The 25,404-nt window shown below is 36.9% G+C and carries 19 protein-coding genes; 3 read left to right on the top strand and 16 right to left on the bottom strand.

The genetic code is table 11. The annotated features are described in order from the left end of the window. Window positions 1–12: 12 nt before the first annotated feature. The 3 genes from GA0116959_RS13230 to GA0116959_RS13220 all read right to left on the bottom strand — a co-directional run bounded on the left by GA0116959_RS13230 (window position 13) and on the right by GA0116959_RS13220 (window position 3,786). Window positions 13–1,140, bottom strand: a complete 1,128-nt coding sequence (locus GA0116959_RS13230) for an acyl-CoA dehydrogenase family protein (protein ID WP_053577909.1) — start codon at window positions 1,138–1,140, stop codon at window positions 13–15. 211 nt (window positions 1,141–1,351) lie between these two features. Then, window positions 1,352–2,245, bottom strand: coding sequence for a 3-hydroxyisobutyrate dehydrogenase (mmsB, locus tag GA0116959_RS13225; RefSeq protein WP_092721086.1), 894 nt, complete (start codon window positions 2,243–2,245; stop codon window positions 1,352–1,354). A gap of 11 nt (window positions 2,246–2,256) precedes the next feature. After that, a complete protein-coding gene (locus GA0116959_RS13220; RefSeq protein ID WP_092721085.1) occupies window positions 2,257–3,786 on the bottom strand; it encodes a CoA-acylating methylmalonate-semialdehyde dehydrogenase in 1,530 nt (509 codons plus the stop codon). A 176-nt stretch (window positions 3,787–3,962) separates the two neighbouring features. Between GA0116959_RS13220 and GA0116959_RS13215 the strand changes: the two genes are divergently transcribed. Further along, a complete protein-coding gene (locus tag GA0116959_RS13215) occupies window positions 3,963–4,847 on the top strand; it encodes a LysR family transcriptional regulator (RefSeq protein WP_092721084.1) in 885 nt (294 codons plus the stop codon). Window positions 4,848–4,897: 50 nt separating this feature from the next. On the opposite strand, the gene GA0116959_RS13210 is transcribed toward GA0116959_RS13215, so the two are convergent. The 11 genes from GA0116959_RS13210 to GA0116959_RS13160 all read right to left on the bottom strand — a co-directional run bounded on the left by GA0116959_RS13210 (window position 4,898) and on the right by GA0116959_RS13160 (window position 18,823). Further along, on the bottom strand, window positions 4,898–7,117 hold the full coding sequence (locus GA0116959_RS13210) for a TonB-dependent receptor (RefSeq protein ID WP_092721083.1): 2,220 nt from the start codon (window positions 7,115–7,117) through the stop codon (window positions 4,898–4,900). 193 nt (window positions 7,118–7,310) lie between these two features. Then, a complete protein-coding gene (locus GA0116959_RS13205) occupies window positions 7,311–7,901 on the bottom strand; it encodes a GNAT family N-acetyltransferase (RefSeq protein WP_092721082.1) in 591 nt (196 codons plus the stop codon). Between the two features lie 35 nt (window positions 7,902–7,936). Continuing rightward, window positions 7,937–8,554, bottom strand: coding sequence for an RraA family protein (locus GA0116959_RS13200; RefSeq protein WP_092721081.1), 618 nt, complete (start codon window positions 8,552–8,554; stop codon window positions 7,937–7,939). Continuing rightward, entirely contained in the window at window positions 8,539–9,360 is an 822-nt protein-coding gene (locus tag GA0116959_RS13195) for a (2Fe-2S)-binding protein (protein ID WP_244878602.1), read from the bottom strand. The genes GA0116959_RS13200 and GA0116959_RS13195 overlap by 16 nt, the downstream gene beginning before the upstream one ends. An 18-nt stretch (window positions 9,361–9,378) precedes the next feature. Then, window positions 9,379–11,304 (bottom strand): IucA/IucC family protein, encoded by a 1,926-nt coding sequence (locus GA0116959_RS13190; RefSeq protein WP_092721080.1) that lies wholly within the window; start codon window positions 11,302–11,304, stop codon window positions 9,379–9,381. An 11-nt stretch (window positions 11,305–11,315) separates the two neighbouring features. After that, window positions 11,316–13,157 carry an IucA/IucC family protein gene (locus GA0116959_RS13185; RefSeq protein WP_092721079.1) on the bottom strand — a complete coding sequence of 614 codons (1,842 nt, stop codon included), beginning with the start codon at window positions 13,155–13,157 and terminating at the stop codon, window positions 11,316–11,318. A 24-nt stretch (window positions 13,158–13,181) separates the two neighbouring features. Then, window positions 13,182–14,615, bottom strand: a complete 1,434-nt coding sequence (locus GA0116959_RS13180) for a DHA2 family efflux MFS transporter permease subunit (protein WP_092721078.1) — start codon at window positions 14,613–14,615, stop codon at window positions 13,182–13,184. Window positions 14,616–14,628: 13 nt separating this feature from the next. Continuing rightward, window positions 14,629–16,035, bottom strand: coding sequence for a lysine N(6)-hydroxylase/L-ornithine N(5)-oxygenase family protein (locus GA0116959_RS13175; protein WP_092721077.1), 1,407 nt, complete (start codon window positions 16,033–16,035; stop codon window positions 14,629–14,631). After that, the gene (locus GA0116959_RS13170; protein ID WP_092721076.1) at window positions 16,028–17,818 is read right to left on the bottom strand and encodes an IucA/IucC family protein; all 1,791 of its coding nucleotides are present in this window, start codon (window positions 17,816–17,818) and stop codon (window positions 16,028–16,030) included. Before GA0116959_RS13170 ends, GA0116959_RS13175 begins: the two co-directional genes overlap by 8 nt. Window positions 17,819–18,150: 332 nt before the next feature. After that, window positions 18,151–18,483, bottom strand: a complete 333-nt coding sequence (locus tag GA0116959_RS13165) for a hypothetical protein (RefSeq protein WP_092721075.1) — start codon at window positions 18,481–18,483, stop codon at window positions 18,151–18,153. A 58-nt stretch (window positions 18,484–18,541) separates the two neighbouring features. Beyond that, on the bottom strand, window positions 18,542–18,823 hold the full coding sequence (locus GA0116959_RS13160) for a hypothetical protein (RefSeq protein WP_141684234.1): 282 nt from the start codon (window positions 18,821–18,823) through the stop codon (window positions 18,542–18,544). A gap of 655 nt (window positions 18,824–19,478) precedes the next feature. Here GA0116959_RS13160 and otsB point away from each other — a divergent pair. Beyond that, window positions 19,479–20,330 (top strand): trehalose-phosphatase, encoded by an 852-nt coding sequence (gene otsB / locus GA0116959_RS13155; protein ID WP_092721073.1) that lies wholly within the window; start codon window positions 19,479–19,481, stop codon window positions 20,328–20,330. Then, window positions 20,318–21,748 carry an alpha,alpha-trehalose-phosphate synthase (UDP-forming) gene (locus GA0116959_RS13150; protein WP_092721072.1) on the top strand — a complete coding sequence of 477 codons (1,431 nt, stop codon included), beginning with the start codon at window positions 20,318–20,320 and terminating at the stop codon, window positions 21,746–21,748. The genes otsB and GA0116959_RS13150 overlap by 13 nt, the downstream gene beginning before the upstream one ends. A 75-nt stretch (window positions 21,749–21,823) precedes the next feature. Here GA0116959_RS13150 and GA0116959_RS13145 read toward each other — a convergent pair whose 3' ends face one another. Further along, window positions 21,824–23,014: an MFS transporter gene (locus tag GA0116959_RS13145; RefSeq protein WP_092721094.1), complete on the bottom strand. Its 1,191-nt coding sequence runs from the start codon at window positions 23,012–23,014 to the stop codon at window positions 21,824–21,826. Between the two features lie 232 nt (window positions 23,015–23,246). Beyond that, a complete protein-coding gene (locus GA0116959_RS13140; protein WP_092721071.1) occupies window positions 23,247–24,674 on the bottom strand; it encodes an iron-containing redox enzyme family protein in 1,428 nt (475 codons plus the stop codon). Window positions 24,675–25,404: the final 730 nt, after the last annotated feature.

The following is a 25,404-nucleotide window of genomic DNA, read 5'->3' as shown; positions in this document are numbered from 1 at the left end:
ATTCCCTTTATTTTATAAACTACGTGCGATGACTAAACGTTGAATATCACTGGTGCCTTCATAAATTTGACAAATTCGCGCGTCACGATAAATTCGCTCAATGGGGAAATCTTTTAAATATCCATAGCCACCAAATATTTGTAAGGCTTGTGAACAAACACGTTCAACCATTTCTGAAGAAAATAGTTTAGCCATTGAGGCTTCAGTTAAACACGGTTCACCTGCTTCTTTTTTACGTGCAGCATAGTGAACCAATTGTCTGGCGGCTTCCACTTCGGTTGCCATACTGGCCAACCTAAAAGCAATCGCTTGCTGTTCAAAAATAGGTTTTCCAAAAGCAACTCGCTCATGTGCATAATGCGTGGCTTCTTCTAGAGCCGCTCTGGCTAAACCAACCGCTTGAGCAGCAATGCCAATGCGCCCACCTTCAAGATTAGACAAGGCAATTTTGAGACCTTCTCCTTCTGCACCCAATCTTAAACTTTGATGAATACGCACATCTGTTAATGCAATTTGACAGGTGTCTGAGGCATGTAAACCTAATTTTTCTTCAACACGAATCACTTCATAACCTGATGTATCACGCGGAATTAAAAATGCACTGATGCCTTTTTTACCTGCACTTGGATCGGTGACTGCAAAAACAATAATCATGCCTGCATTATGACCCGAGGTGATAAATTGCTTTGATCCATTAATAATGTAGTGATCGCCATCTTTGACTGCGCGTGTTTTAATGGCTGCAGCATCAGAACCTGTATGCGGTTCAGTTAAAGCGAAAGCGCCAATCATCTCGCCTTGCGCTAATGGAATCAAAAAACGTTGTTTTTGCTCGTCATTACCAAATTTAAGAATAGGAACACAGCCAACCGAGTTATGGACACTCATTACCGTTGAAGTTGCTCCATCTGCTGCGGCAATTTCTTCTAGCGCCAGTACATAAGCCAATGTACCTGTATCTGAACCACCATATTCTTCTGGAATAAGCATGCCCATAAAACCCAATTGTCCCATTTGTGCGAGGGCTTGTTTGGGAAATATACATTTTTGATCCCATTCACTGGCATGCGGTTTAATTTGCTCTTGAGCAAAACTTTTTGCCATATCCTGAATCAGTTGTTGTTCTTCGGTTAATTGCATGTCCATTCTCTTGAATTTTTTTAAATATATTGACTGGCATTATTTTTTATTTACTCATCTTTTATCTAAAAATAAAGACTTTTATAATGTGGTGTTTTTACAATGAATGATTGAATTGTCACAGCTTCAATCATCGCCTTACATTTAGTTTAAAGATCATTCGAAATCCAAAATTTTCATTCCAAACTTACCCGAAAGATGTTCTATTTTTCTACGATACCTTCGTTGGTAAATAGTGCTGAATAATACTAGAAAAGTCCAAATTGGCATCACCTTGCAGGCAAAGCTGCTGATAAAGCTGTTGCACCAAACCTCCCAGTAATACGGGTTGTTTTACCTGCCCCGCAGCTTCAATGGCAAGCCCCAAGTCTTTTAACATCAATTGTGTTGCAAAGCCTTCTGTATAGCCACGTGAAGCAGGTGCATTTTCACAAATATCAGGCCACGGATTATTGACTTCAGAACTCCAGCAGCGGCCACTTGAACTATTGATAACACCTGCTAAAGCCTGCGGATCAATACCTAATTTTGCACCAAGCGCCATGCCCTCGGCGACAGCTGTCATAGAAATACCCAAAATTAAATTATTACAAATTTTAGCCACCTGGCCTGTTCCAACCGCGCCACAGTGAACAATGTTTTTTCCCATAAAACTGAGTATCGGTTTAACAGCCTCATAACCTGCATGATCTGCACCTACCATAAAGGTTAAAGTACCGTTTTTTGCGCCCATCGTACCGCCAGAAACTGGTGCATCACAGACCTGTATCTGTTTTTCACTTCCCAAAGCAGCAATATCTTTGATGGTTTGAGGATCAATTGTACTGCTATCAATACAGAGGCTGCCTGCTTTTAATACTGCAAGTATGCCTTGTTCGCCCAAATACACATCGCGTACATGTTTAGCCGCAGGCAACATCGTAATGACTACATCGGCCTCTTGAGCAGCGGCTTGTGGACTGTCACAAATCACGCCGCCCGCTTCAGCAAAATGCTGCAATGCTTGTTCACTTAAGTCAAAGCCAGAAACCATTTGACCCGATTTCAGTAAGTTCTGCGCCATAGAACCGCCCATATTTCCTAAACCAATAAAAGCAATTTTCATAGGTTCTCTCCTTAGCGCAGACTAATCGTGGTATTTACACCACTTGATTCTTGATCATCTTCAAACCAGCGACTGGTAATCGTTTTGGTTTGCGTATAAAACTGTACAGCTTGTTTGCCATAAGGCCCCAAATCCCCGAGTTTAGAACCTCGTGAACCCGTAAAACTAAAAAATGGCACAGGCACAGGAATGGGAATATTGATCCCCACTTGACCAATATCAATTTTGTTTTGGAATGTACGAGCAGTTGCGCCACTTTGTGTAAATAATCCAACACCATTGCCAAATGGGTTTGCATTAATTAAAGCAATGGCCTCTTCTAAGGTATCAACATGAATAATGACGAGAACTGGTCCAAAAATTTCTTCTTGATAAATTCGCATCTCTGTTGTGGCATGATTAAAAATAGTCGCACCGACAAAGTTACCATTTTCATAACCGGGCACTTGAACATCACGGCCATCTAATAAAAGTTGTGCACCTTGTTCTACACCGCTCTGAATCAAATCCAATACTCTGGCTTTCGCACGCGTAGAGATGACAGGACCAATATCCGTATTTGGTTCATGTCCAGCATTGACCTTCAGGGTTTTTGCTTTAGCAACCAATTCATCGACCCAATGTTGGCTTTCACCGACCATCACGGCGACAGATAATGCCATACAACGCTGTCCTGCAGCACCAAAAGCAGCACCCACTAAAGCATTTAATGTTTGTTCTTTATTGGCATCTGGCATCACCACCACATGGTTTTTTGCGCCCATCATCGATTGCACACGTTTGCCATGTTGGCCCGCCAAGTTATATACATGTGTTCCAACTGCTGTAGAACCGACAAATGAAATGGCTTTAATATCTGTATGCGTACACAACATATCTACCACTTCTTTACCACCATGAACAACGTTGAGTACTCCAGCAGGAACGCCTGCTTGAATTGCAAGCTCAACCAACATCATGGTCGAAAGTGGATCTTGTTCAGAAGGTTTTAAGACAAATGTATTACCACACACAATGGCCATGGGAAACATCCACAATGGAATCATGGCTGGAAAATTAAAGGGAGTAATCCCCGCACACACCCCTAGAGGTTGTTGTAATGTATAGGTGTCTACCCCACGTGCTACACCTTCAAGGTATTCTCCCATTTGTAAAGTACCAATTGAACAAGCATGCTCAACCACTTCCAAACCACGCTGGATATCACCCTCAGCATCTGCCAAAGTTTTGCCCTGCTCTGCAGTCAGTACTTTGGCAATACTTTTTGCATGCATACGAATGAGGTCTTGTAGTTTCAGCATAATCCGCATACGTGCTTGTAACGGTGTTTCACGCCAAGTCGCAAAAGCATTTTGCGCTGCGGCAATTGCAGCATTCACTTCATCACGAGTCGCAAATGGAACTCGACCAATGACTTCTTGCGTTGCTGGATTAATAATGTCTTGCCATTGAGTCGTATTTGAATCAATGAATTCACCATTGATGAGAAGTTTTGCCTGTGTAAGCTGTTCAGTTTTATAGGCATTTTGAATCGTGTTCATTGTCTCTCCCTAGAGCATCTTTATTGTTGTTCCTGACTCGAAAAATACGTGATGAGTCGTGTTTTCTTTTGTAGGTTTTCAAGCAGATTAACAAAGAAAACTTTGACCACCTATAGAAATTGTTGCACGATGGTTGTGCAAATTTGCACAAGGCATGAACAGGATATTAAAAGCACATGAAAGTCGATTGGGATCATTTACGATTTTTTTTAGTGCTTGCACGTGCTAAAACGCTCACGAATACTGCACGCTTAATGGGTGTAGAACATAGTACCGTGTCACGTCGTATTCAATCGCTAGAACAGTCATTGGGAAAACAACTTTTTAAACGCGAAGCCACGGGTTATGAGCTAACATCTGAAGGGCTTGCTTTGGTTCCACGTGTCGAGCAAATGGAGCAATCATTTTTACAAATTGATCAACCACATAATCCATTACAAGGTCGTGTGCGAATAGGAACACCTGAAGGGTTCGGGACGACTTTTCTGGCGCGTTTACTGGCCGAATTTTCACAACATTATCCATTGCTGACAATCGATCTGATTCCAATCTCTAAAATGATTAAGTTATCGCACCGTGAAGCAGATATCGTGATCTCTATCGATCGGCCAAAATCTGGGCCTTATATTATTACGCGACTGTCGAATTACTGTTTAAAACTTTATGCAAGTAAACGCTATTTAGCTCAAAATGCACCGATAGAATGTTTACAAGACTTAACCGAACACCGATTTATAGATTATATCGATGATTTGGTTTATAGCTCAGAATTGTATTGCTTGGAACGTTTGCCCTTGCAATTAAGCGCTTGCTTTAGAAGTAACAGTATTTTGGCACAACAGGTTGCAGTAAGTGCAGGTGCAGGCTTAGGTATTTTGCCTGTGTTTCTGGCCAGTGATAAACCAGAACTTGAAGAAATATTAAGTGATGAAGTCTGTTTTACCCATACATTTTGGATGCTGACTTTAGTCGATTTGCAACATGAGCCCAGAATTAAATTGGTTTGGGATTTTTTACGTAAACAGGCAGATGTTCAACAAAAATTATTGATGGGGAATTAATCAATAAAAATAAAAGGTATCCATAGTGGCTACAGATACCTTCATATTAATTAATAATTAATGGTATAACTTAAAGCAAAAGTACGGCCTTCCGCAGGAATCGCCAACAAAGTATTGGCATTGGTCACTGCTGCTTGTTGAGCAAATACGGTTTTGTATTGATTGCCCCAAACATTATAAACCCCAAAATCTACGCGCCCTTTGGCCATCGGGAAATGCGCCAAGACATCCATAGTGGTATAGCCTTTAATTTCTGCTGCACTATTACTATCTGTTAAGCCTGCTGCATTTAAAGCTTGATCATCTTTGTACGCTTTGTTAGTCCCTTGAATGGCTTGCATTTGTGCACGAACACCATAACCTTCATCATTATTCCACTCAGCAAACAACGTTCCCTTCACTGGAGAAACGGCAAAAGCATTTAATTCATGCCAATTATTTGCTGCATCTTTATATTGTCCACGGGTATAGCCTAAAGTTCCACCGACTTTGTAGTTTTCCATAAATGGATAACTGACATTGGCTTCAGCACCATAAACACGTTGATCGGTATCAACTACTCTTGCAGCTCGTTTATCAAACTGGACAGTTTTATCTGAGGTGTTATAAAAACCAGTTAAGCTCATATTCAAACCATCATCTTGATTTAAACGCCAACCCAATTCATAACTATTTACAGTAATTGGCTGCAAATTAGACGTAGAAATTTGATATGTTGATACATCGCGGAGCATGCGTTGTACATCTGGATAACTAAATCCTTGTGAGAAATTGGCATACACCTGTTGTACATCGGTCAGTTTATAAACTGCACCTACATTAAATAATGTTTTATCATTATCAGTAGAATCTGCTGCCACTAAGGTTGTTTCTCGGCTAGGAATATAAGCTTCTGTATTTGCTTGTATATATTGATGACGAATTCCCGTTTGTACATTTAAATTATCGGTTAATTCATAATCAGCTTGTACAAATGCACCAATATTTTGGATTTCGGTATCTGGACCATACCCTTTACTTAAACCTGTTGGTGTATAAACTAAATAAGGGTATTGAGTGGCTAAGATATCAATATACTGTTTATTTTTTTCCCAATCATAATCTAATCCATAAGTTAATTTTAGATCTCTATCATTAATTTTTAAATCAGACTGTATGGTGGAACGTATGCCAGCAACTTCTATTTCAGATTGAGATTGATTTACGGTACTCACTGTTTTATTTGCCAAACCGTAAGGAAAAAATCTCGCTTTTTCATTTCGATAATATGCTTCAACATTTAAACTCTGATTTAAAAAATCATTATTTTGATATTGAGTATTTAATGTATAACGTTCTGTAAATAAGGGGTCACTTAATTTGAGACCTTTAATAGCTCGGTAACTAGGATTTGTTCCATCATTGCTTGTAGAAGTAGCGGGTAAATAAGAATAGTCAGGGCCATATTCTGTATCTTGCTCATCTTTATAATATTGAGCACCAAAACTTAAACTTTGATTGTCGGTTAAATTAAAATTTAAGCGACCATTTACATCAATGGTATCGGTATCCATGGTGCTGCCTTGCCACGGACTTAATGAAATGCGATCACCATTGCCATCAAACTGTGAGCCTCGTTTGGTATAATCTATACCGACAAAACCATCCACTTTATCATTGCTAAAAGAAGCAGTTTGTCCTACTTGATACGCCAAGCTATCACCACGGAAATTATCCGCCGATGTCAGACCCAGCTTGGTTTGAAAGCTGACAGGTTCCGATTTATCCGCACGTTTGGTAATAATATTAATAATACCGCCAGTTGCCCCTGAACCATAAATACTGGTTGCACCTGAAACCACTTCAATATGATCAATCATATTTGGGCTAATACTGTTCAGTTGGCGTGCTACATCACGGGATCCTGTTTGTGATACGCCATCAATCATCACCAACACATTACGCCCACGCATGGTCTGACCATAGTTACTGGTGTTACCACTGCTCGGTGCTAAAGAGGGTACAAGCTGTGCCAAAACATCTGCGACTTTACGTCCAGCACCTGCCTGTTGAGCAATTTCATCCCCTCGAATGGTTTGAACCGTTCCCGCAACTTCAGCAATACTTTTAGGCGTACGCGTTGCAGTCATCACAATCGGTGCTAATTGCGTATTTGCTTTTTTGGTTTCTTCTGATGCTGCTAATGACGGCTCTTGAATGACTTCATTTGCATACAAATGTGTACAAATGGCTGTAGTCAAAAGACAAAGACTAAAGTGAGACAGTCGCATTCTTATTCCTTGAATCATAAGTGTTAATACTGGTGCAAATAATAATCATTATTATTAATATTGTAAAACCTTTGTTTCCGTATTTCAGGGTTTCTTACGATTTTGAATTAAATGGAATATATAAAGATGTGGATATAAAACTCAAGTTTTAAAAAATATCAGTAAATACTATTTTAGAAAAAAGAATCTCAATTTAAAGCTGTGTATATTCCCCACATTCTTGATAAAATTTATATTTAAAACAATGATATAAAATGGCTGTCTTTTCGAGCATTTGAATTTTATGTTGTGCTTCAAATGCAATTTCTTGCGCCACATATTCATAAGATTTCACATTTTCATCAGGTTCTCCCACAATTTTTTCAGCGGGCGAATGTTCAAAAATAAAATAACTCATCATGCGCATCACTGCTTTAAAATGCCCTTTTCCTACGAAATTTTTTTCACCCAATAAAATATGCCAGCCTAAATCTGTGTCTAATGCAGAATAATATAAGGACAGCCGATCTCGTTTGGCTTCATAGATTTCTAAATACCCAACGTCACATCCGTCAATTTGAATAATATAAAGCCGTTGATGATCATCAATGATCATTTTTTCAAAATATACAGCGAGTTCCAGTTCAGGTTTATTCAGTTGCCATTGCGGAATCACATGCGGTTCATGCATCCATTTATAGAGTAATGGAAAATCCTGTGGCAGTTTTAATGCACGAAGAGCATAACCAATGCCTTTTTCTTGATAGGTAAATTGATTTGGGAGTTTGGATGTTATGGTTTGCATCTCATTTATTACTCTGTTAGGCATGGCATTGGTCATTAAATCGCGTGGTAATAGTGTTCAGGTGAATGCTGACTAAAAAATTGCTCACGTTTTTGCTGTTCTAATAATTCCATATTTTGAAATTTTTCCCCATGTTGTGCGGCAAGATCAGGTTTTAAAATAAAGACCCCATCGGCATCGGCAACCATGACATCGCCTGTAGAAATGGTGGCATCGAAATACTGGATGTCTTGATCAAAATCGACCAAACTCTCCCCTTCTGACCGTGTGGTTAAACAACTTACTCTCTGAGCAAATACAGGGACTTTCATTGCGCGTAACGCGTCGATATCTGTAACCGCACCTATGACCACAATGGCTGCCAATTGATGATAAATTGCAGCACGATGACGTTGTTCGCCCCAACAAGCGCGATATCCAAGTTTTCGTGCATCAATGACCAAGACATCACCCGCGTTACTTTCTAGAAGCGCATTCCGAATCTGCGTGGCATTAATCGAATTTAAGGTGACTGTGCGCACAATACCCACGACATGTTGAACAGAATTCACCGCATGAATGTCGGGTAAATAGCCTGTATCTAAAACATGCCCAATGGTTGAGCTGGCAATGGTTGCATATTGTTTTAATACACTATTTAATCGGTCTGACATACACTTACCTCTCTTTTTGGATACTTCTTTGCTAAAGGACAACTACTACAATATTCATGTTGAGCTTCGGGTAATTGAAAATAAAAACAACATTTTTTACGTTGATAACTTCCCGCATTTTCTTTTCTGCTTTGTTCCAACAATAAAAAAGGATTTTGTTTTAAGCCTAAAGACGCAGCAGCTAAATTTGATAGAAATTGACGTTGCTGCTGAATTTTTATCACTCCTACCTGTGGTAAATTTTTTCGTTCCATCAAGTCGTAAAACTGCAAAATGCGAAGCGCGGTATTTTCCCAAAGTAAAAACTTTTGTACTTTTCCAACTTTACTCATCACTTCAAAAATCTGATTTAAATCATCAAAAATCTTAGAAATAACAGCGTCATAAGTTTGGTTTTCGGTGTTAAAAGAATCTGCTGATAAACATGCAGGTTTCAAATTTAAATGCCGATCCCAATACCATGTCGGCGTCATTTTCACCGACAATGCAGAGAGTTCCCACGGCAAATGAACCTGTTCTGTCAATCGCGCATATAAATAGGGAAACAACAGTGGAACTGCCCAATATTTCATAAACATAGAGCCCGCACAGGTCAAATTGACCGCCTGAATTCGCTTTGAAAATTCAGTCAGTACCATCAAGCACTGCTTTGGCTCTAATAAGTCTGCAAAACTTAGGGCAGTATGCGTATGCAGTTGTATTTGAATATTAAGCTGATATGCCAAAACCTGTTTTGCACGAGACAACCCTAGATTTTCTAATTCCAGTTCTGATTCAACATTCAAGACAGAGATATGGGAACGCACGTTTTAAACCTTGTTTGATCAGTTATTATCAAAAGCATTAGCTTTTTTTAAAATATTACAGGTCTGCCCGACACTGCTTGGCATACTCCCAACGCGATTCGTTTGCTGTAATAATGGATGAATTAACTGTTTATACGGCCACTGCTCTTTTTCAAATAAAATATTTTGTAGTTCAGCGCGTGCATCCTCATTCAATGGTACGTCATTTAAAACCAGTTGTAATTGCTGAGCTAAAACCTGCCACAACTCATATTCATCAATTTGATAATATTCAGCAATCGATTCTAAGATGCTGGCTAAATTGACTTGAATCCCCAGCGTTTGAAGGTACAAAATCAGCGCTTCAATGGAATCATGGTAAAGCGTAATTTTAAAATCATGTGGACTTAAATAATTTGGATCTTGCAAACCATGTTGTTGTAGCCACGGTAAATAAATCCGCACTGAATCATGATCACGCAGCATAAAGCCTGAAAATTGTCCGTGTTTTAAGACAATACATATATTTTGACCATGAATTTCGCCCATCAAACCCAAACGGAATAAGCGTAAATTCACATCAAAAAAATCTCGACACAACGCCTTAAAAGTCGCAATGATATTTTCTTTGCAGGATTCCAATTGTTGCGCTTTAAAAATTATTTCAAATGGATAGATTTCTCCATCTATACAGTGTCCTAAACTTGCCATGGGCATAATTTGATACGGTTGCTGCAACAATTCAGCAGGAATACGGCGCCGTTGTGCCGCCAAGTGCATGGGTTGCTCCTCAAACAAAGTCAAATTATCGGGGGTTAAATTTTCAGGTTGATGCGGTAAATACGCCCACCACTGATTTTCATCACACAACCACAAGCGTTTTTTCAGCACCTCATCTTTTTCTTTGGCAGCTTGTAAAAGCTTTTGGTTTTTCTGCCCATTGATCATTTTCACAATTGGCAAAAAACGGAGTGATCCTAAAGATTTCACCGCCAAAGGCAGTTTTAAACTGTCTTGTGGTTTCGACACCGACAATAAACTTCTTAATGAAGAACTGGCATACATTTCGGTAGACTGAAATACCAAAGGAACAATGGCTTGATCGGCTAACTCTTGGGCAAATTTTTCCGATAACACATGTTCAAATTGCCAAGCATGTAGAGGCAATGTTAAATATTCATCCCCGACTCTCTTGTCATGCAACTCCTGTTGCAACTGTAAATTTTCTTGGTTATTTAAGAAAATTTTGGCAGGTTGATGAATGTTAATGTCACTCACATCCTGCCCATACACCACTTGTTCTTTTTTAATGGCCACCCAATTTAATTTGATCTGTTGTAAAAATTCAGGGCTAAATTGCTGATATTCATCTTGATCAAAACCATCTTTCAGTTTCGCCAAAGGATGATATGGTCGATCTCGCAGCCCTGCAAATTGCTCCAGTTGAATGAACAATTGAGCAGGTTGGGCTAAATCCCATCTCTCTGTTCGAATTTGATGTTGCGAGCTCAGTTGGCTTTGCTGCAAAGTCAGTTGTAAATCTGCTCTAAACGTATCTAACTTCGACTGTTCACAATGCGCAAAAAGTTCTAGGCGCTGCATGGCATCAAAAAGTTCTAACGCATTCAGCATACGCGATTGAAAATGATGCTCCTTCTGCACCAATACCTGAAAAGCAGGCGCTGTGGTTTGAATTTGCCAATCTTGTTTCATTGCCTGTCGCACAGGCAAAACAATAAATTCAGCTAATGTCGAATTGAATAAAACAGCACAATCATCTTGATGTGAATACGCTTCAAACAATGAAGCAAAATTTTGCTCGAAACGCGCTGTTAATAAGGCTTGAGCCTGCTGATGAGTCACAATTGATTGCTGAGAAATATAGCCTTCGACCAAAAAACTATTCACCAAATCGACCAGTACCATGTTCGCGGTCACTGTCGGGGAGAACAACATCGTATTCATCTGATCACCCCTTAAACTACTGCTTGGCGAAATGGGTGAAGTGGGTTATTCACCAAACGAAGTTGTACTTCAGCATCGCCAAACAAACGTCTTTTGGTTAATGATTCAATGCAAAACTGCGGTGCAAATACATCGAATTTGTCATATCTGCTTTGATGTTCTGGATGTTGCTGTTGAAAATGATGAATAATATCGGCGGCTTGTTGCCAGAATTGCTGTTCCGAAAAATTGATTTTTTGCTGTAAAGTCATCGCAATATCGCTTAAGGCAACGAAAAATAAACAAGCACAACTAAAATCTAGGACGGCGTTTAAATCGTCGGTCAAAATAAATGACATTCGGTTGGCTTTGGCATGCTCTGCGGGTAACGCATGTAAGTCTGGGTATTCATTGGGATGGGTTAAATGCTCTGGACTAAAGCGAACCCCATCATGAAAATCTTTTAAAATAATTCGGGTTGGCCAGCCATGTTGATGTACCAAAATAATGTTTTGACCATGCGATTCTGAGCCAATTCCTTCAGCATGCAATAAGAACAAAATAGGCTGAATCACGACGGATAGAAATTGTTCGACCCATGCTTCAGTCCCATGTTCATCTAACCACGGCTGAATCAGCAATTTTCCATCACGCTGTATATGACTCACACCATTAAGTGGAATCGCATCTTCTTCAGGCTTTAAATAAGTATGAATACTTTCACGCCATAAACTGCCAATTGTGCCATAGGCTTGTTTCGCATGGGATGTCGGTAGTTTAGTAAAATCGACCGCAGTGGCATGTACTTCACGCAATATGGCGAAATCTAAAGACTTTGCAATGTCGCTCTTTTCAATCAGACCTTGCAACCAATCAGTTATTAAAGGCCCATTCATGGCTGCATGCGACGCCAAAATGCGTGAACTCGATGTATTGGTTAAACTCATTGAAAGCTTAATATACGGCTTTTCAGGATGTTGCACATTGGTCAAAGTTCTGAGCGACTGCTGTGCAATATATGAGTCACTTCCTCGAGCTAAATACACAATTTTTTGTGCTGCGATTTCTTCAAAAAAAGTATGAACCAACGTGCTTTCCCATTGCCAAGGATGGACAGGTAAGCATGTGTATTCAGCCGTATTTAAGCGCTGCTCGATCAGCACTTGATTAAAATGTTCTCGCTCTTGTTCGGTCAATTGCTGCTGCAAAAATTGATCTGCATCAATTGAGACAGATGCATTTTCTGAAAGCAAAGAATGATGTACAGCAAGCCAAACTAAATGAATCGGTTGGGCATACTCCACGCCATATTTCAAATTATCTTGCAAACTAAAGCCGACGCGCGACTTATAACAAGGATGATATGGATGACCATCCATCAAATAAGTTTCTAAAACATCATAATCATGCTGCGCAGCGGGAAGCGCGTATTGGTTTTGGCAATGTTGTGATTGCACATCGTGAATAAAGGTACGTTTTAATTCATGAATGAAATCTTCTAATTTTGCCGCATTTGGAATCACTCGAATAATTTCGTCCACTATGCTATTTAATTGGGCGATGGATCTTTGCCCTGTATGGTCTTGGCGAATGACGTCTTGCTCACTCATACGTACCAAACCAAAGCTTAAATAATGTTTACCTGTGGCAAAGTATTGCACTGGTTGCTGATTTTGATCTTGAGCATGGATGATGAACCTGCCATTTTCGTATTGTGTTGCAATCACCTCTTCATAAATCAAGGCTTGCAGCAATTGTTTAATAACACGCTGTTCGACTTTTTGAATGACAGCTTGATCGGGTTGTTGCCAAGCCAATGTTGGTGTAACAGAAGACGTATTATTTTGTGCTAATGTTGGATGTAAGTGACCCATAATTTTTTTCCTGAATAATTAATTTTAAACATGAAGCTTCTGCTGTTTTTGCTTTGGAAATTTCCACGCATAGGGCAATGCCAAGAGCGTCATGCCCGCACAGAAGAAAAACAGCTCCCGTATCGCATACAGCTGTGCAATAGGCAGTTCATAGCTCGATAAGAAATACTGTGTGCGAATTTGCAAATAAAGCGCAGCCATAACCACAGCAACAGCCGCACAAAGACGTCGAAATAAGTTATTCACAGCCGCGCCTTGCGTGACCTCTGAATCGTTTAGATGATTGAGTCCTGCAGTGGTTGCAGGCATATATGACAGCCCAAAACCCAGACCATGAATAAGCATACAAACGATAAGTAAAATGACGGATATATTGGCGACCAATCCCAATCCAACAAATGCAATAACGGTCAATACCATGCCAAAACTAATCAGTTGTTTTGCACCATGCTGATCTAAATATTTGCCTGCACGTTTACTGCATAAACTGGTGCTTAAGGCACTGCTCATCAGCAATAATCCTGTCCAGATTGGACTTAACTGCAAAGTGTTTTGAATGAGCAAAGGAATGAGCAATAAGCTGATAAACAAGCTGACGGTATGCACGACCGAAATGATTAAACTGTAATTAAACGCACGACTTTGAAAGAGCTGCCAAGCAATAATCGAGTTGACTTTTTTTCGGCTCAGCGTAAAAAAACACAAAGCCGTAAAACAACTTAAAGTAAACAACGCATAGAAAGAAACATGCTGCAAGTCCTGTAATTGCTTAATCGTACTTAAAGCCACCAACAATGAAACAATCGAAATCGCCAGTAAACCAAAGCCAAGCCAATCAAACTTTAAATTTTTGCTCCCCGACTGTTTAGGCAAATACAGCCAACCCACGGTCAAAGCGAATAACGCCAACGGCACATTCAGCAAAAATAAAGCATGCCAATTGAACCAAACCAAGATGAGCGCACCCAACATTGGACCACATGCCAGGGTCAGCATAATCATTGCGCCCCATAGTCCTGTTGCTGTACCGCGCTGTTCTTGCGGTGTAACTGAAAAAATAATGCCCAATGACAAGGGAATCATTAATCCACTAGAAAAACCTTGTAGTGCACGCACAATTAAAACAGTTTCAAAAGACGAGGCGAATGCACCACCAATTGAACTCAACATAAAAATAATGAGTGCGGACAAATACACATGGCGTTTACCAAAGCGCTGACTTAAAAACCCAGTCACCAATAGACTTAAACTCATGGTCAGCAGAAAGATGACAATAACCCAACTCACTGCAGCCTCAGCGATTCTAAAATCTTGCATCATTTGGGGAATAGCAGGATTAAAACTACTATTATTGATACTGACTGTACCTGTCCCCAACATCACAGAAATCATTACCCAACGTTGAGACATGAAAGAAGCAGATGCGCTAAGAGAATCTGACTTAGATATTTCAGCCATTTAAATTTTGATCCTACTTCGCCAAATATTCAGAATATAAATCTGCCGTTTTTCTTGATATTTGAGACGACATACCCTCTGAACGATAGTTACTCTTGGCGATCGCACTCACAGAAAATGGACGCTCTATTTCTTTGGTTTGAAAATCTTGGAAACTTTGCCGTCCTTCAATTTCAAAATAAGGCTCACCTAAAATTTGATTGGCTATTTTTGCAGAACGAAAAGCACCTAACCCCAAGTCAGGTGTGCCCACACCATGATGATGTAAGTCTGTATTTTGAATATAAATTTCACCATCACCTTGATAGCTCAACTGATGATTTTCATTGATGTACCAGTGCTTCTGTTCATTTAAAGCAATATGAGGACTTAACTTATTTAGAAAATCCAGCGATGGATATTGATAACCTGTCGCGGCAATCACTGTATTGGCTTGAATATTTAAATTCTGCTGCTTCTGGGTTTGGAAAAACTTGAGCTGCATATCTTTTCCATTGATCACTTCTGCATATTCAAGTTGATAATGACCTGCAATAGTCACATGCGTATCAACTGCGCCAATGCTCCGCTGATAAAGTCGCTCATAAATATCACGAATGGTTTTGGCGCTAATACCTTTATATAAATTGGCTTGCGTATTCGGCAAAGTCTCTTTTAATTTTTGAGGTAAATCATAAAAATAAGACATATAGTCTGGACTAAAACTTTCCAAGCCTAACGGTGTATTTTCCATGGGGAAAAAGCCCGCTGAACGGGTTAACCAATATAGATGAAATTTAGGTTTCCCCGTTTCCAAATTGATTTGTTGATCAAATAAATCAATAAAAATTTCTGCCGCCGATTGACCCGAACCAATCAGAACAATATTGCCTGATAAATCATCAGTACATTGATGGATATAATTTGAAGAATGCAAACACTGTTTATTTTGCGCTGCAAGCATTTCTAAGGGTTGGGGTAACTTCGGTGTTGTGCCTGTTCCTAAAACCAATTTTCGTGTTTGATGAACAGAAAGCCGTCCTTTTTGCTCGGTAATGACTTGAAAACCACCCACAATAGGTGCGATGTCAGTGACTCGGCTTCCAAACTGTAAATGAGCTAACTGCTTAACCACCCACTGGCAATAATGATTGTATTCTTGACGTGGAATATATAGATTCTCACGGAAATAAAATTTATATAATCGCTGATGGGCTTTTAAATAATTTAAAAAACTATATGGACTGGTCGGTTCTACCATACTGACCAAATCTGCCATAAATGGTACTTGCATCATGGCATTCGGTAGTTGTATTCCAGCATGCCAATCAAACGCTTGACGTTTATCAAAAAACTGATATTTGAGAGAATGATGTGAATTCAGCAATGCCGCTAGGCTTAAATTAAATGGGCCTAGACCAATTCCAATAAAATCAAGCATATTCTGCCTCCACTACAGTTTGTGCAACATACAGTGGGTTTTTTAAATTGACATAAATGGACTGCTGAGCAATATCGGCTTGTAATTCATCTAACTCATATAAACGCGTCATGAGGTTACCTTTATAAGGAAAAGTATCCTGATGTAAAACGGTTTTTAATAAATTGCTTTCTGGGTATTTTTGATAGGCCTGAATTAAATACGCTTGTAGCATTTCAATCAGTTGTTGCTCTTTGACAACACCCGTCATACCTATAGCATTGATCAAACCAAATAGCGTATTACCAATAAAGTAATAACGGAAACGCTCATCGACTAATGCCAACGGACATACCGCTTGACCATCGGTAGCCAATGTTGGAAAACGTTCTAAAATTTCGCTGGCCAATTCCTCAATATAGTAAAATCCTTGGTTATCTCTAAACCAAACATTTTTCGGCATTCCAGCTTCTAGTTCAATTAAAGTATTTTGTTGATGTGCTTCAAATGCCATACCAAACTCATGGTACAACTCCATCAACGGTAAAATCGTCATCTCTAGAAAACGATCAAACCACTGTAAAGCAACATCCGGCTGGCTTTGACCTGTTTGCTGTGAAATATTGGCAAAAATTTCGCTAAAACGATTTTTAGCTTCAAATGGATGATCTTGGCACAATGATGCAATACAGGTGACATCATCACTTGGTTTAAAAGGATTTTCACGCAAGATACAAATGGTTTCATCTACAACCTGTCCATTGACTTTTAGTGCAATCCAAGCAGGATCGCTAATGGTTTGTAGGCGAGGATTGCGCTGTCTAAAATCTGCAAGACAGTGATCATTCCAAAGTTGATAACTGAGTAAACCACGATGGCATTCTTTATAAAGATTCACTCGAATTGAATTGGTTACGGCTACCGTCATTGACGCTTTAAACATCCACGGGGCGTGTTCACTATATAAAGTTCGCACCGAAGTTGTTGCTTTCATCTCCCACCCTAAAGCACCAAAATCGATCAGTTTGCCTTCATGTAAAAGCTGCTGATACCAATCTTTATCTTTTAGGTATCTTGCCTGCCATGGATGCAAAGGCAATAAAGCATAATCTGGGTATTCAGCCATTTTTGCATGATGATAGGCATTAAAGAATGGCTCTAAATCCTGTTTTAATTGACTTGGAATATCCACATTATGCGCATTGTCATGTATGACCTGATCTGGATGTACATATAAAAAATGCATTTTAAAAGCAGTTTTCGTTTCAGGAGAATATAATTGCCAATCATCCTGTACAAAGCCCTGACGGCTTTTCGGTGCAGGATGCATGCTGTGTCCAAGTACTAAGGCTTGTTCGCTTTGAATAAAGTTTTGCTCAAGTGCGACAACTTCATCTATCTGTTCTTCTCGATAGCTTATAAATTGCTGCAATGCTCGACGGCTCTGAATCCAACATTCTAATAATGATGATGTATCTAATTGTTTATCATTTTCTTGTATTGTTAAATTTTCCAGTAAATTCGCAGCTAAATTCACTGCGCTAATTTTGATCACCTGACCTTCTTGCTCAACCCAAGGTAAATCTGCAAATCGATGTCTGCCAACTTTACTTACATATTCAAGCGGCACGTATAAAAATGCAGAAAGTGTATGCAAAGGAATACATAGGACTGTTTTTCTCTGACTTTGATTTTGTAGCTGTTGGGATTGTTCAGCAAGAGCAATAAAACGTCCGTTGCCAGTTTCTTGTAAATAAGAGTTGATTAAGTGTTGTAAGGCGATCTTATCCGTGACTGATTTCATCAGCATCACTCTATTAAGTAAAATAGTGTGGTGATGAATATATACCTCTTTTCTCAAATGTAAATGATAATTGTTATTATTTACATTTGAGAAACAAAAGTTAAAACTTGTTCTATATTTAGCTTCTTGTCTTAACCATCATCTCTATGTATAGAACTACTCTTCAAATAAAATAATACTTTGAAAGAGGGTTAAAAACACAAGTTATTGAACTTATTGTCTATTTATAAAAAATAATCATTATAAAATTTAAACTGGCTTTAACTTCAGCTTAGCAATAGATGTGCTGTTCATCTTTTTTTTATTTAGCAAGTAAAAGCCATACATGAGGTTTAATCCATGACAATTTGCTTATAACCTAAACTTTGCACTGTAAGGAGCGACGTTTTATTGACATTAAAAATTGCAATTTTACCATCTGCTGTGCCACAGAGTGCGATATGTGACATGCCATCTGTACCAATTTCTGCTGAATACACCTGTATGTTCGCTTGCTCTAAAACTGCTTTATGCTTTTTCAATTCTGTATTTGGATCTGTATCAGAGCACTGCGTTGTACCTAATGGCTTAGTAATCGAAATCTGATGTTCTTGATTAGGGATTAAGTGCTGACAACCTGATAATCCAACAAATAAAACCGTACCTAAAAGTAGTATTTTTTTCATATTTTATATCCATTTTTTAAAGAATTTTTTATAAATAAAGTTTCAATCGTTATAATGATCATTCATGAATTTGTCGATACACCCACTGTAAAAACTTTGCTTTATCTAAAAAATCAGGAGATTTTGAAGAATCTATTATTTTTGAATGCCCATTAAATGTGCCTAAAAAACTATACGAATTTTTAACTTCAAAAAAACCACCTTCCATTTCATGAATTTCATAGAAAAATTCTTTAAGTTTTTCAAAATGACTATTTTGTAGAAAATCAGGACGCATAATTAAAAAATTATAAATCTGCTCTAAACTACATAATTCATTTTTAGAATTAATCCTCATCATCATTTTCCTTTTAGAAGCTAACTCTAATTTTATATATTTTAAATAGAATTCAAATTTACGATCCTACTTATATAAATTTTGTTTTACCTATTTAAAATTTGATTAAAAAATAAATTTATATTCTATAAACATCATCTTGAAAATAATAATATCTAAATATTTAATAAATTCTGATTTCACACTAGGCTTATCAATATTTTTCGTCAATATTACATCATGTAACATTAGTACAACTCTATGTAACTTCGAGAATATAGGTGCTACACATCTTCTTATTATTCAAAATAATACTTTTATATACATATAGATAGATAGAATATTCTAAAATTCTATTTTTATAATTAAAAAGAACTTCCATCCACTTAGTATAAAAATAAAACAAACTAAAAAGTAACATTAAATTTCAACTGTACCAGTATGTAACAAATTTAATTTTTAATTATTATATTCAATAACAAATATAAAATTCAAAATACTGATTTAAATTATTTTTTTGATAAAAAATTTCAATCAAAAGTCACAATTTCAAATACTAAAAAAGAAAAAAATATGTAATTTTTATTTACTTTATGTAGTCTTATTAATAATTTTAATCTCAATATAAATTTCCAATGTTATTAATAATATTCCAGATTAAAAAAGGATAATTTAAAAAATGTGCAGTAATAGGCTTGATTTAAAAAAAAGCAATAATGATTATAATATAAAAAAATTATTAGAAATTATCTCTATTCAATTATGGGAAAAAAAACAGTTTATTCTATTTTTAGATATTGATGGAACACTATCTGAATTTCACTCAGACCCTAGTCAAAGCTTTATTTCTCATACTACTTTAAAAATATTAGAAAAATTAAAAAACCTGAATGTTCAAGTGATTGCGATTACAGGACGTTCAGTAAAAATTGCATCTCAGCTTTTTTCCCCACTTGATTTACCAATTGCAGGCACACACGGCTTAGAAATAAAAATTGATCAGAAAAATCTTTCTAAAGAAATAGAATCTATTAATTATCCCTTAATTAGAGAAAGTCTTAAACAGGCATGTATACCCTACCCTAAACTACTAATTGAAAACAAAGATTATTCGGTTGCGCTTCATTATCGTCAATGTCCTGAACTTGAACAAACAGCCTATAAAATTATTAAAGACGTTCAAATGTTACATCCAGAATTAAAAATTAATACAGGTAAATACGTTTTCGAACTGCTTCCTCATGGAGCAGACAAAGGTCAAGCCATTCAGAAAATTTTACAGCATTTCAATTTACCCACAGCCTTTTCTATTTTTATTGGTGATGATAAAACTGATGAATCTGGCTTCAAAGTTATCAATGAAGTAAGTGGTATGAGCATAAAAGTAGGAGCAGAAGAAACTCGAGCAAGTTACAGGCTTAAAAATGTAAATGCGGTAGAAAAATTTCTTGATTTATTTTCAAAACTTTTAGAAAAGAATTCTTTGAGTACATCTCAAATATTAAATGGAGAAAATAAATGTCTAAATTAATTGTATTATCAAATCGAGTCAGTTTACCTCATCCAGATAAATCTACTGCTGGTGGTTTAGCCGTTGCTCTCCAAGATGCTTTATATGATATAGGTGGAACTTGGGTGGGTTGGAATGGGGAAAAAGTAAATCACCCTGATGAGCAATATTTCAATCAAACCCAATATAATGGGGTGGAATATATGACTTGCCCACTCACCGAAAAACAATATCAAGATTATTATTGTGGATTTTCGAATAATACCCTTTGGCCTGCCATGCATGACCGTCCTGATTTAATTGAATATCATGCTGAACAATATGAAACTTATCAAAAAGTAAATCAGTTATTTGCACAGCAACTTGATCAAATTGCCCAGCCGAATGATATTATTTGGATTCATGATTATCATTTTTTAAGTGTGGCACATTATTGCCGTGAGCTCGGCATGCAGAATAGAATCGGGTTTTTTCTACACATCCCTTTTGCTGACTTAAAAATTTGGGATTTATTACCCACCGCTTCTAATTTAATTCATGATTTAGCACAATATGATGTCATTGGGCTACAAACTGAATCTGATCAAAAGCAATGTTTAAATGTATGTCATCACTTTTTGAATGCACAAATGATGAATTCCACAGAAATGATTCATCAAGATCGACATATTACTGTTCAACATTATCCTATTGGCGTAAATCCAGAACTGATACAAAAAGTCGCTCAACAACAGAATAGTACTTCCAGTATTTTTGAGTTTGATGATTTCCAGCATCAGCAAACGATTATTAGTGTCGATCGAATCGATTATTCTAAAGGCTTAATTGAACGTTTTAGTGCATTTGAAGAATTTCTTAAAATGTATCCTGAATATCATCAGCACTTTACTGATTTACAAATTGCTTGCCCATGTCGTATGGATGTTCCTACTTATGAACATTTATTTGAGCAGGTAAAATTAAAAGTCGAATCCATTAATCAAGAATTTTCACAACAAGATTGGCAACCTATTAATTGTACCCACGAAACTGTTGAACACGATACTTTAATGAGCATCTATCGACAATCGGACATTTGCTGGGTAAATTCATTACGGGATGGCATGAACCTTGTGGCTAAAGAATATATTGCAGCCCAAGATCGTTTAGATCCTGGCGTTCTCATTCTCTCAAAATATACGGGTGCAGCAGAACAAATGCCAGAAGCACTTATCGTCGATCCTCAAAATCGTGCCAGTATGGTCAACGCCTTAAACACAGCACTGAAAATGTCTAAAGCGGAACGTTTAGAACGCTATCAGTATTTGATCAATGGTTTAAAACATTTTGACATCAATGACTGGCGAAATGCATTTTTAAAAGATCTTGAAGCGGATGATGCTTCAGATCAATTTGTAACTCCGATCGAAGAGCCATTCAAAAATATCGCTCATTCTTAATCTGCTTTATTTAAGCAAAACACCTGCTTAACAGTCAAAAATAGGTGTTTTGACTTAAAATGAAGACGGGGAAAACTAAAGGCTTTTGACCTGCGTAAAATGATTTAAAAATGCAATTAGCATTAACATAATCGCAATTATACTAAAAACTATGGTTAACCCAATCATTTCACTGCTGATACCGACTAAAGCTGGTCCAATTAAAGAACCGCTATACGCCATTGTAGAAACACACGACAAAGCAGCAGCCTTAGGCATCACATTCTGACGGCCTACTCGTGAGAACATTACGGGTACAATATTCGAACAGCCCAAACCCAACAACGCATAACCGATTAAAGCAAATGTCCAATAAGGTGCAACTACGACCATCAAAAGTCCAAATGCAGCACAGATGGCTCCATAAATAATAATATTTTTTTCACCTAATTTTTGCTGAAGGAAATGACCTCCAAAACGACCAATGGTCATTGTAATCGCAAAAAAAGTGTACGCCAATCCAGCAATAGCAGGATTGATCTGGTATTCACTAATCAAGTAAATCCCACTCCAGTCCATAGCAGAACCTTCAGCTAGAAATGCAATAAAACAGACTATGCCTATTAATAAAATAGTTGGACTTGGAATCTTTTGGCTAAACCGTTTTACGTGATTAATTTCACTTGGGGTGTCATGTTCAACTGCCGATAAACTATGAGGAACTGCAAATAGTCCAATCAAAACCAATAGACTACAAATAACCAATGCACTTATGAGGGGACTTGCACCTAAAGACAACAAAGCAGTTACGGTCATTACACCCGCTAATCCACCTAAACTGCACATGCCATGAAATTGTGACATCATACTTTTGGCACTATTTTTTTCAACCATTACTGCTTGTAAGTTAATTGCAACGCCTAAGCTGCCTGCTGCCGTACCGAATAGAAACAAAGCAAGCAACATGACCAAGATGCTACTACTCAAGGCAAAGGTTGGTAAAACCATTAACAATAATAAAAGTGCAATAGAGATGACTACTCTACAACCCACTTTTTGAATCAATAATCCTGTTGTAGGCATCGCAATCATGGAGCCTACCCCGATACACAACAATAATGTACCAAAGTCAGCATGATTCAAATGGAGTCTTTGCTGTGCGAATGGAATAAGTGGCGCCCAAGCCGCAGTACTTAGACCTAAACTAAAAAAACATAAAAGTGTCGATAAGCGCTGCGCAGCATGTTGAGTCACATGGTCTAGATGTGCGGTTCTGGGATAAAGCATGTGTGCCACCACAAAAAATAAGCCTAAGGCATTCCATTCCAAAAATAATTTCCATAGAAAAACCCCTGTAAATCTATAGAAATTCTATAATCGTACAGGGGCTTTATTTGGCGAAATTATACACAAAAAAATATTAAATCTATGGATTTTTTCTGTAGTTACAAAAATGTTTTTGTAAGTAAAATAGACTTCAAATTAATTGAGAAAACTCATTTAAAATGCTAAGAGTTCATTACTGTGATCTGGTCTCTGCTGAAGAAACAGCAGGCTGGTTCAAGTATGGAAAAAGATAGTCAACAAAACGTTTGGTACACCATAACCCTATTGCAGTGTGGTGAGCATGAGGAGCCAAATAAGGCAAAATTTTATTTATTTTCATACCCAACTGATCAGTTTGGGCGATTTGATGTTGTATATCCTCTAACGTTCCATCAGAAAAATGACTATATACAAAATCTTCCGAATTTGAATATGCAACGTTTAGTTTTTTATTGGAAGATTTTTTTTGAGAATATTCTGCTGCAATCCAGTCATAAATAATCTGCTTTTCTGTGGCATTGAATACCCCGAACATTTTGCCTTCTTCATGACTAATTAATTGCCAGAACCGGCTTTCTGCAGGATTTTTGCCTAAATTAATCCATTTTTTTTCAATTAAAACATCAATAAATTCTTCAACTGAATTTGGAGTAGACAACCACTGATTGATTGTTTTTTGATTTATTTTACACTTCTCATTATGAATCAAATTTCCGACCAAAGCCTTACGCTGTAAAATTTTAACAACCATTGCTTCTAAATTAAGATTCTTAATGATTTGAATGGAGGATAAACCTTTATTATTTAAAGCAAAACCTATCTTAACTTTTTCCATAAAGCTTGATTTATCTTTAAATTTACTATAAATTTTTTCGAGTGCTTTAGTCGATAATTGGGCATGACCATTATCAAAGTTATCAATCGTAATATGTAAATTAAAATATTGTGCGTTAATCCCCAACTCATTCAATTCATAATTGCTGATTAATAAATGCAGTGGCAGCTGCTCATACCCTAAGTTGAAACCAATAATTTCTGGAATAAATTCTGCTGGAGCATACGCCAGTGCAAGTTGAATGGCAGGTTGATGATAATATTTATCTTCCAAGTCCATGACAAAATGCTCTAAACCTAAGTTAAGCAACAAATCATCAAACACGCATACATGATTGGACTTTACACCGCCTAAACCTAATTCTTCTAAGTAAATTTGAATTAACTCTCGAAAAATTGGATCATTCCAATAGCGCATAATGCTGTATAACCAAGACCCATCTACGCGTTTTACGGGCGCGACTTTAATTAAAAACTCATAAGCCTGAGCTATATTTTTAAAATATTGCCGCTCTGATCCTGTTTTTCTTTTTTCCAGATAATGCTGATACTGATGACATTGTGCTTTATTTTGAGTAATCAGCCAGTCATGAACTTCGTTGATTTGGGACGGAAAATCAGCATCTAGTTTTAGTGACTGAATTTCTTTTTTTAAGAAATTTGATGCTTTTCTTTCTTTATCATCAATATCAATATTCGGATCTAGGAAAAAATCGACTAAATCATGATAACTTTGCTGGTTTTTATCAAGTAATTCTAGCAATCGTTCTTTTACTGCTTCTGGCATTTTTATTCTCCAAGCGGTAATGATTTATTAAATTCTGCATATAAATATGCCTTGAATTGACAGGTCTAATTGTTATCAATCGTTTAATTTATGTTTATATATTTAGTCAAGTAGTTAATGTTTTTAATTTTAAATCAATCCATTTAAAAAAATAATGTTGATATAATTTTTTAGTTTATTGATTGTTATTTAATGAAATAAATAGATTAAACCAGATAATAATAAAATTAAGATGGCAACTCAATATCTTAGATAAATGGATTTAAAAAACTCAAATCATGTTCATTAAAAGTATTTCAAGTGGTTATTTATTTCACCCTTATCCTTTAAGTCATTATTCTAAAGATATTTGAAATAGTATTTTAGTCTTTTACGACTTAAAAATAAATAAAAAAATTAACCTCATCATTTCATAAAAAGATATACATTAGAGTTTAAAAAAAGATGATCAATTAAAATAAAAAACGATTTAATTCATATATATATTTAAATTTTAAAAATTTAATGAAACGAGGTTGCTGATAAAAAATCTAAGTTTTTTTAAAATTTATAATTCTATTGAATATAAAAATAAAATATATAATAATCACTAATTATGCAAATATGAAAAATTAAATATAATTATACGTAAAAATTTCAAACCCCTCTTCTATATAATCAAAGGTGGTTAACTCATATAATCTATTACCCTTTGTAATCAAAATTTAAAAATGTAAATGCATAAATATTT

Origin of the sequence: Acinetobacter albensis (genome assembly GCF_900095025.1) — a bacterium.
Lineage (GTDB): Bacteria > Pseudomonadota > Gammaproteobacteria > Pseudomonadales > Moraxellaceae > Acinetobacter > Acinetobacter albensis.
The sequence above is the reverse complement of the archived record's forward strand: the minus strand, read 5'-3'. Positions and strand labels throughout refer to the sequence as shown.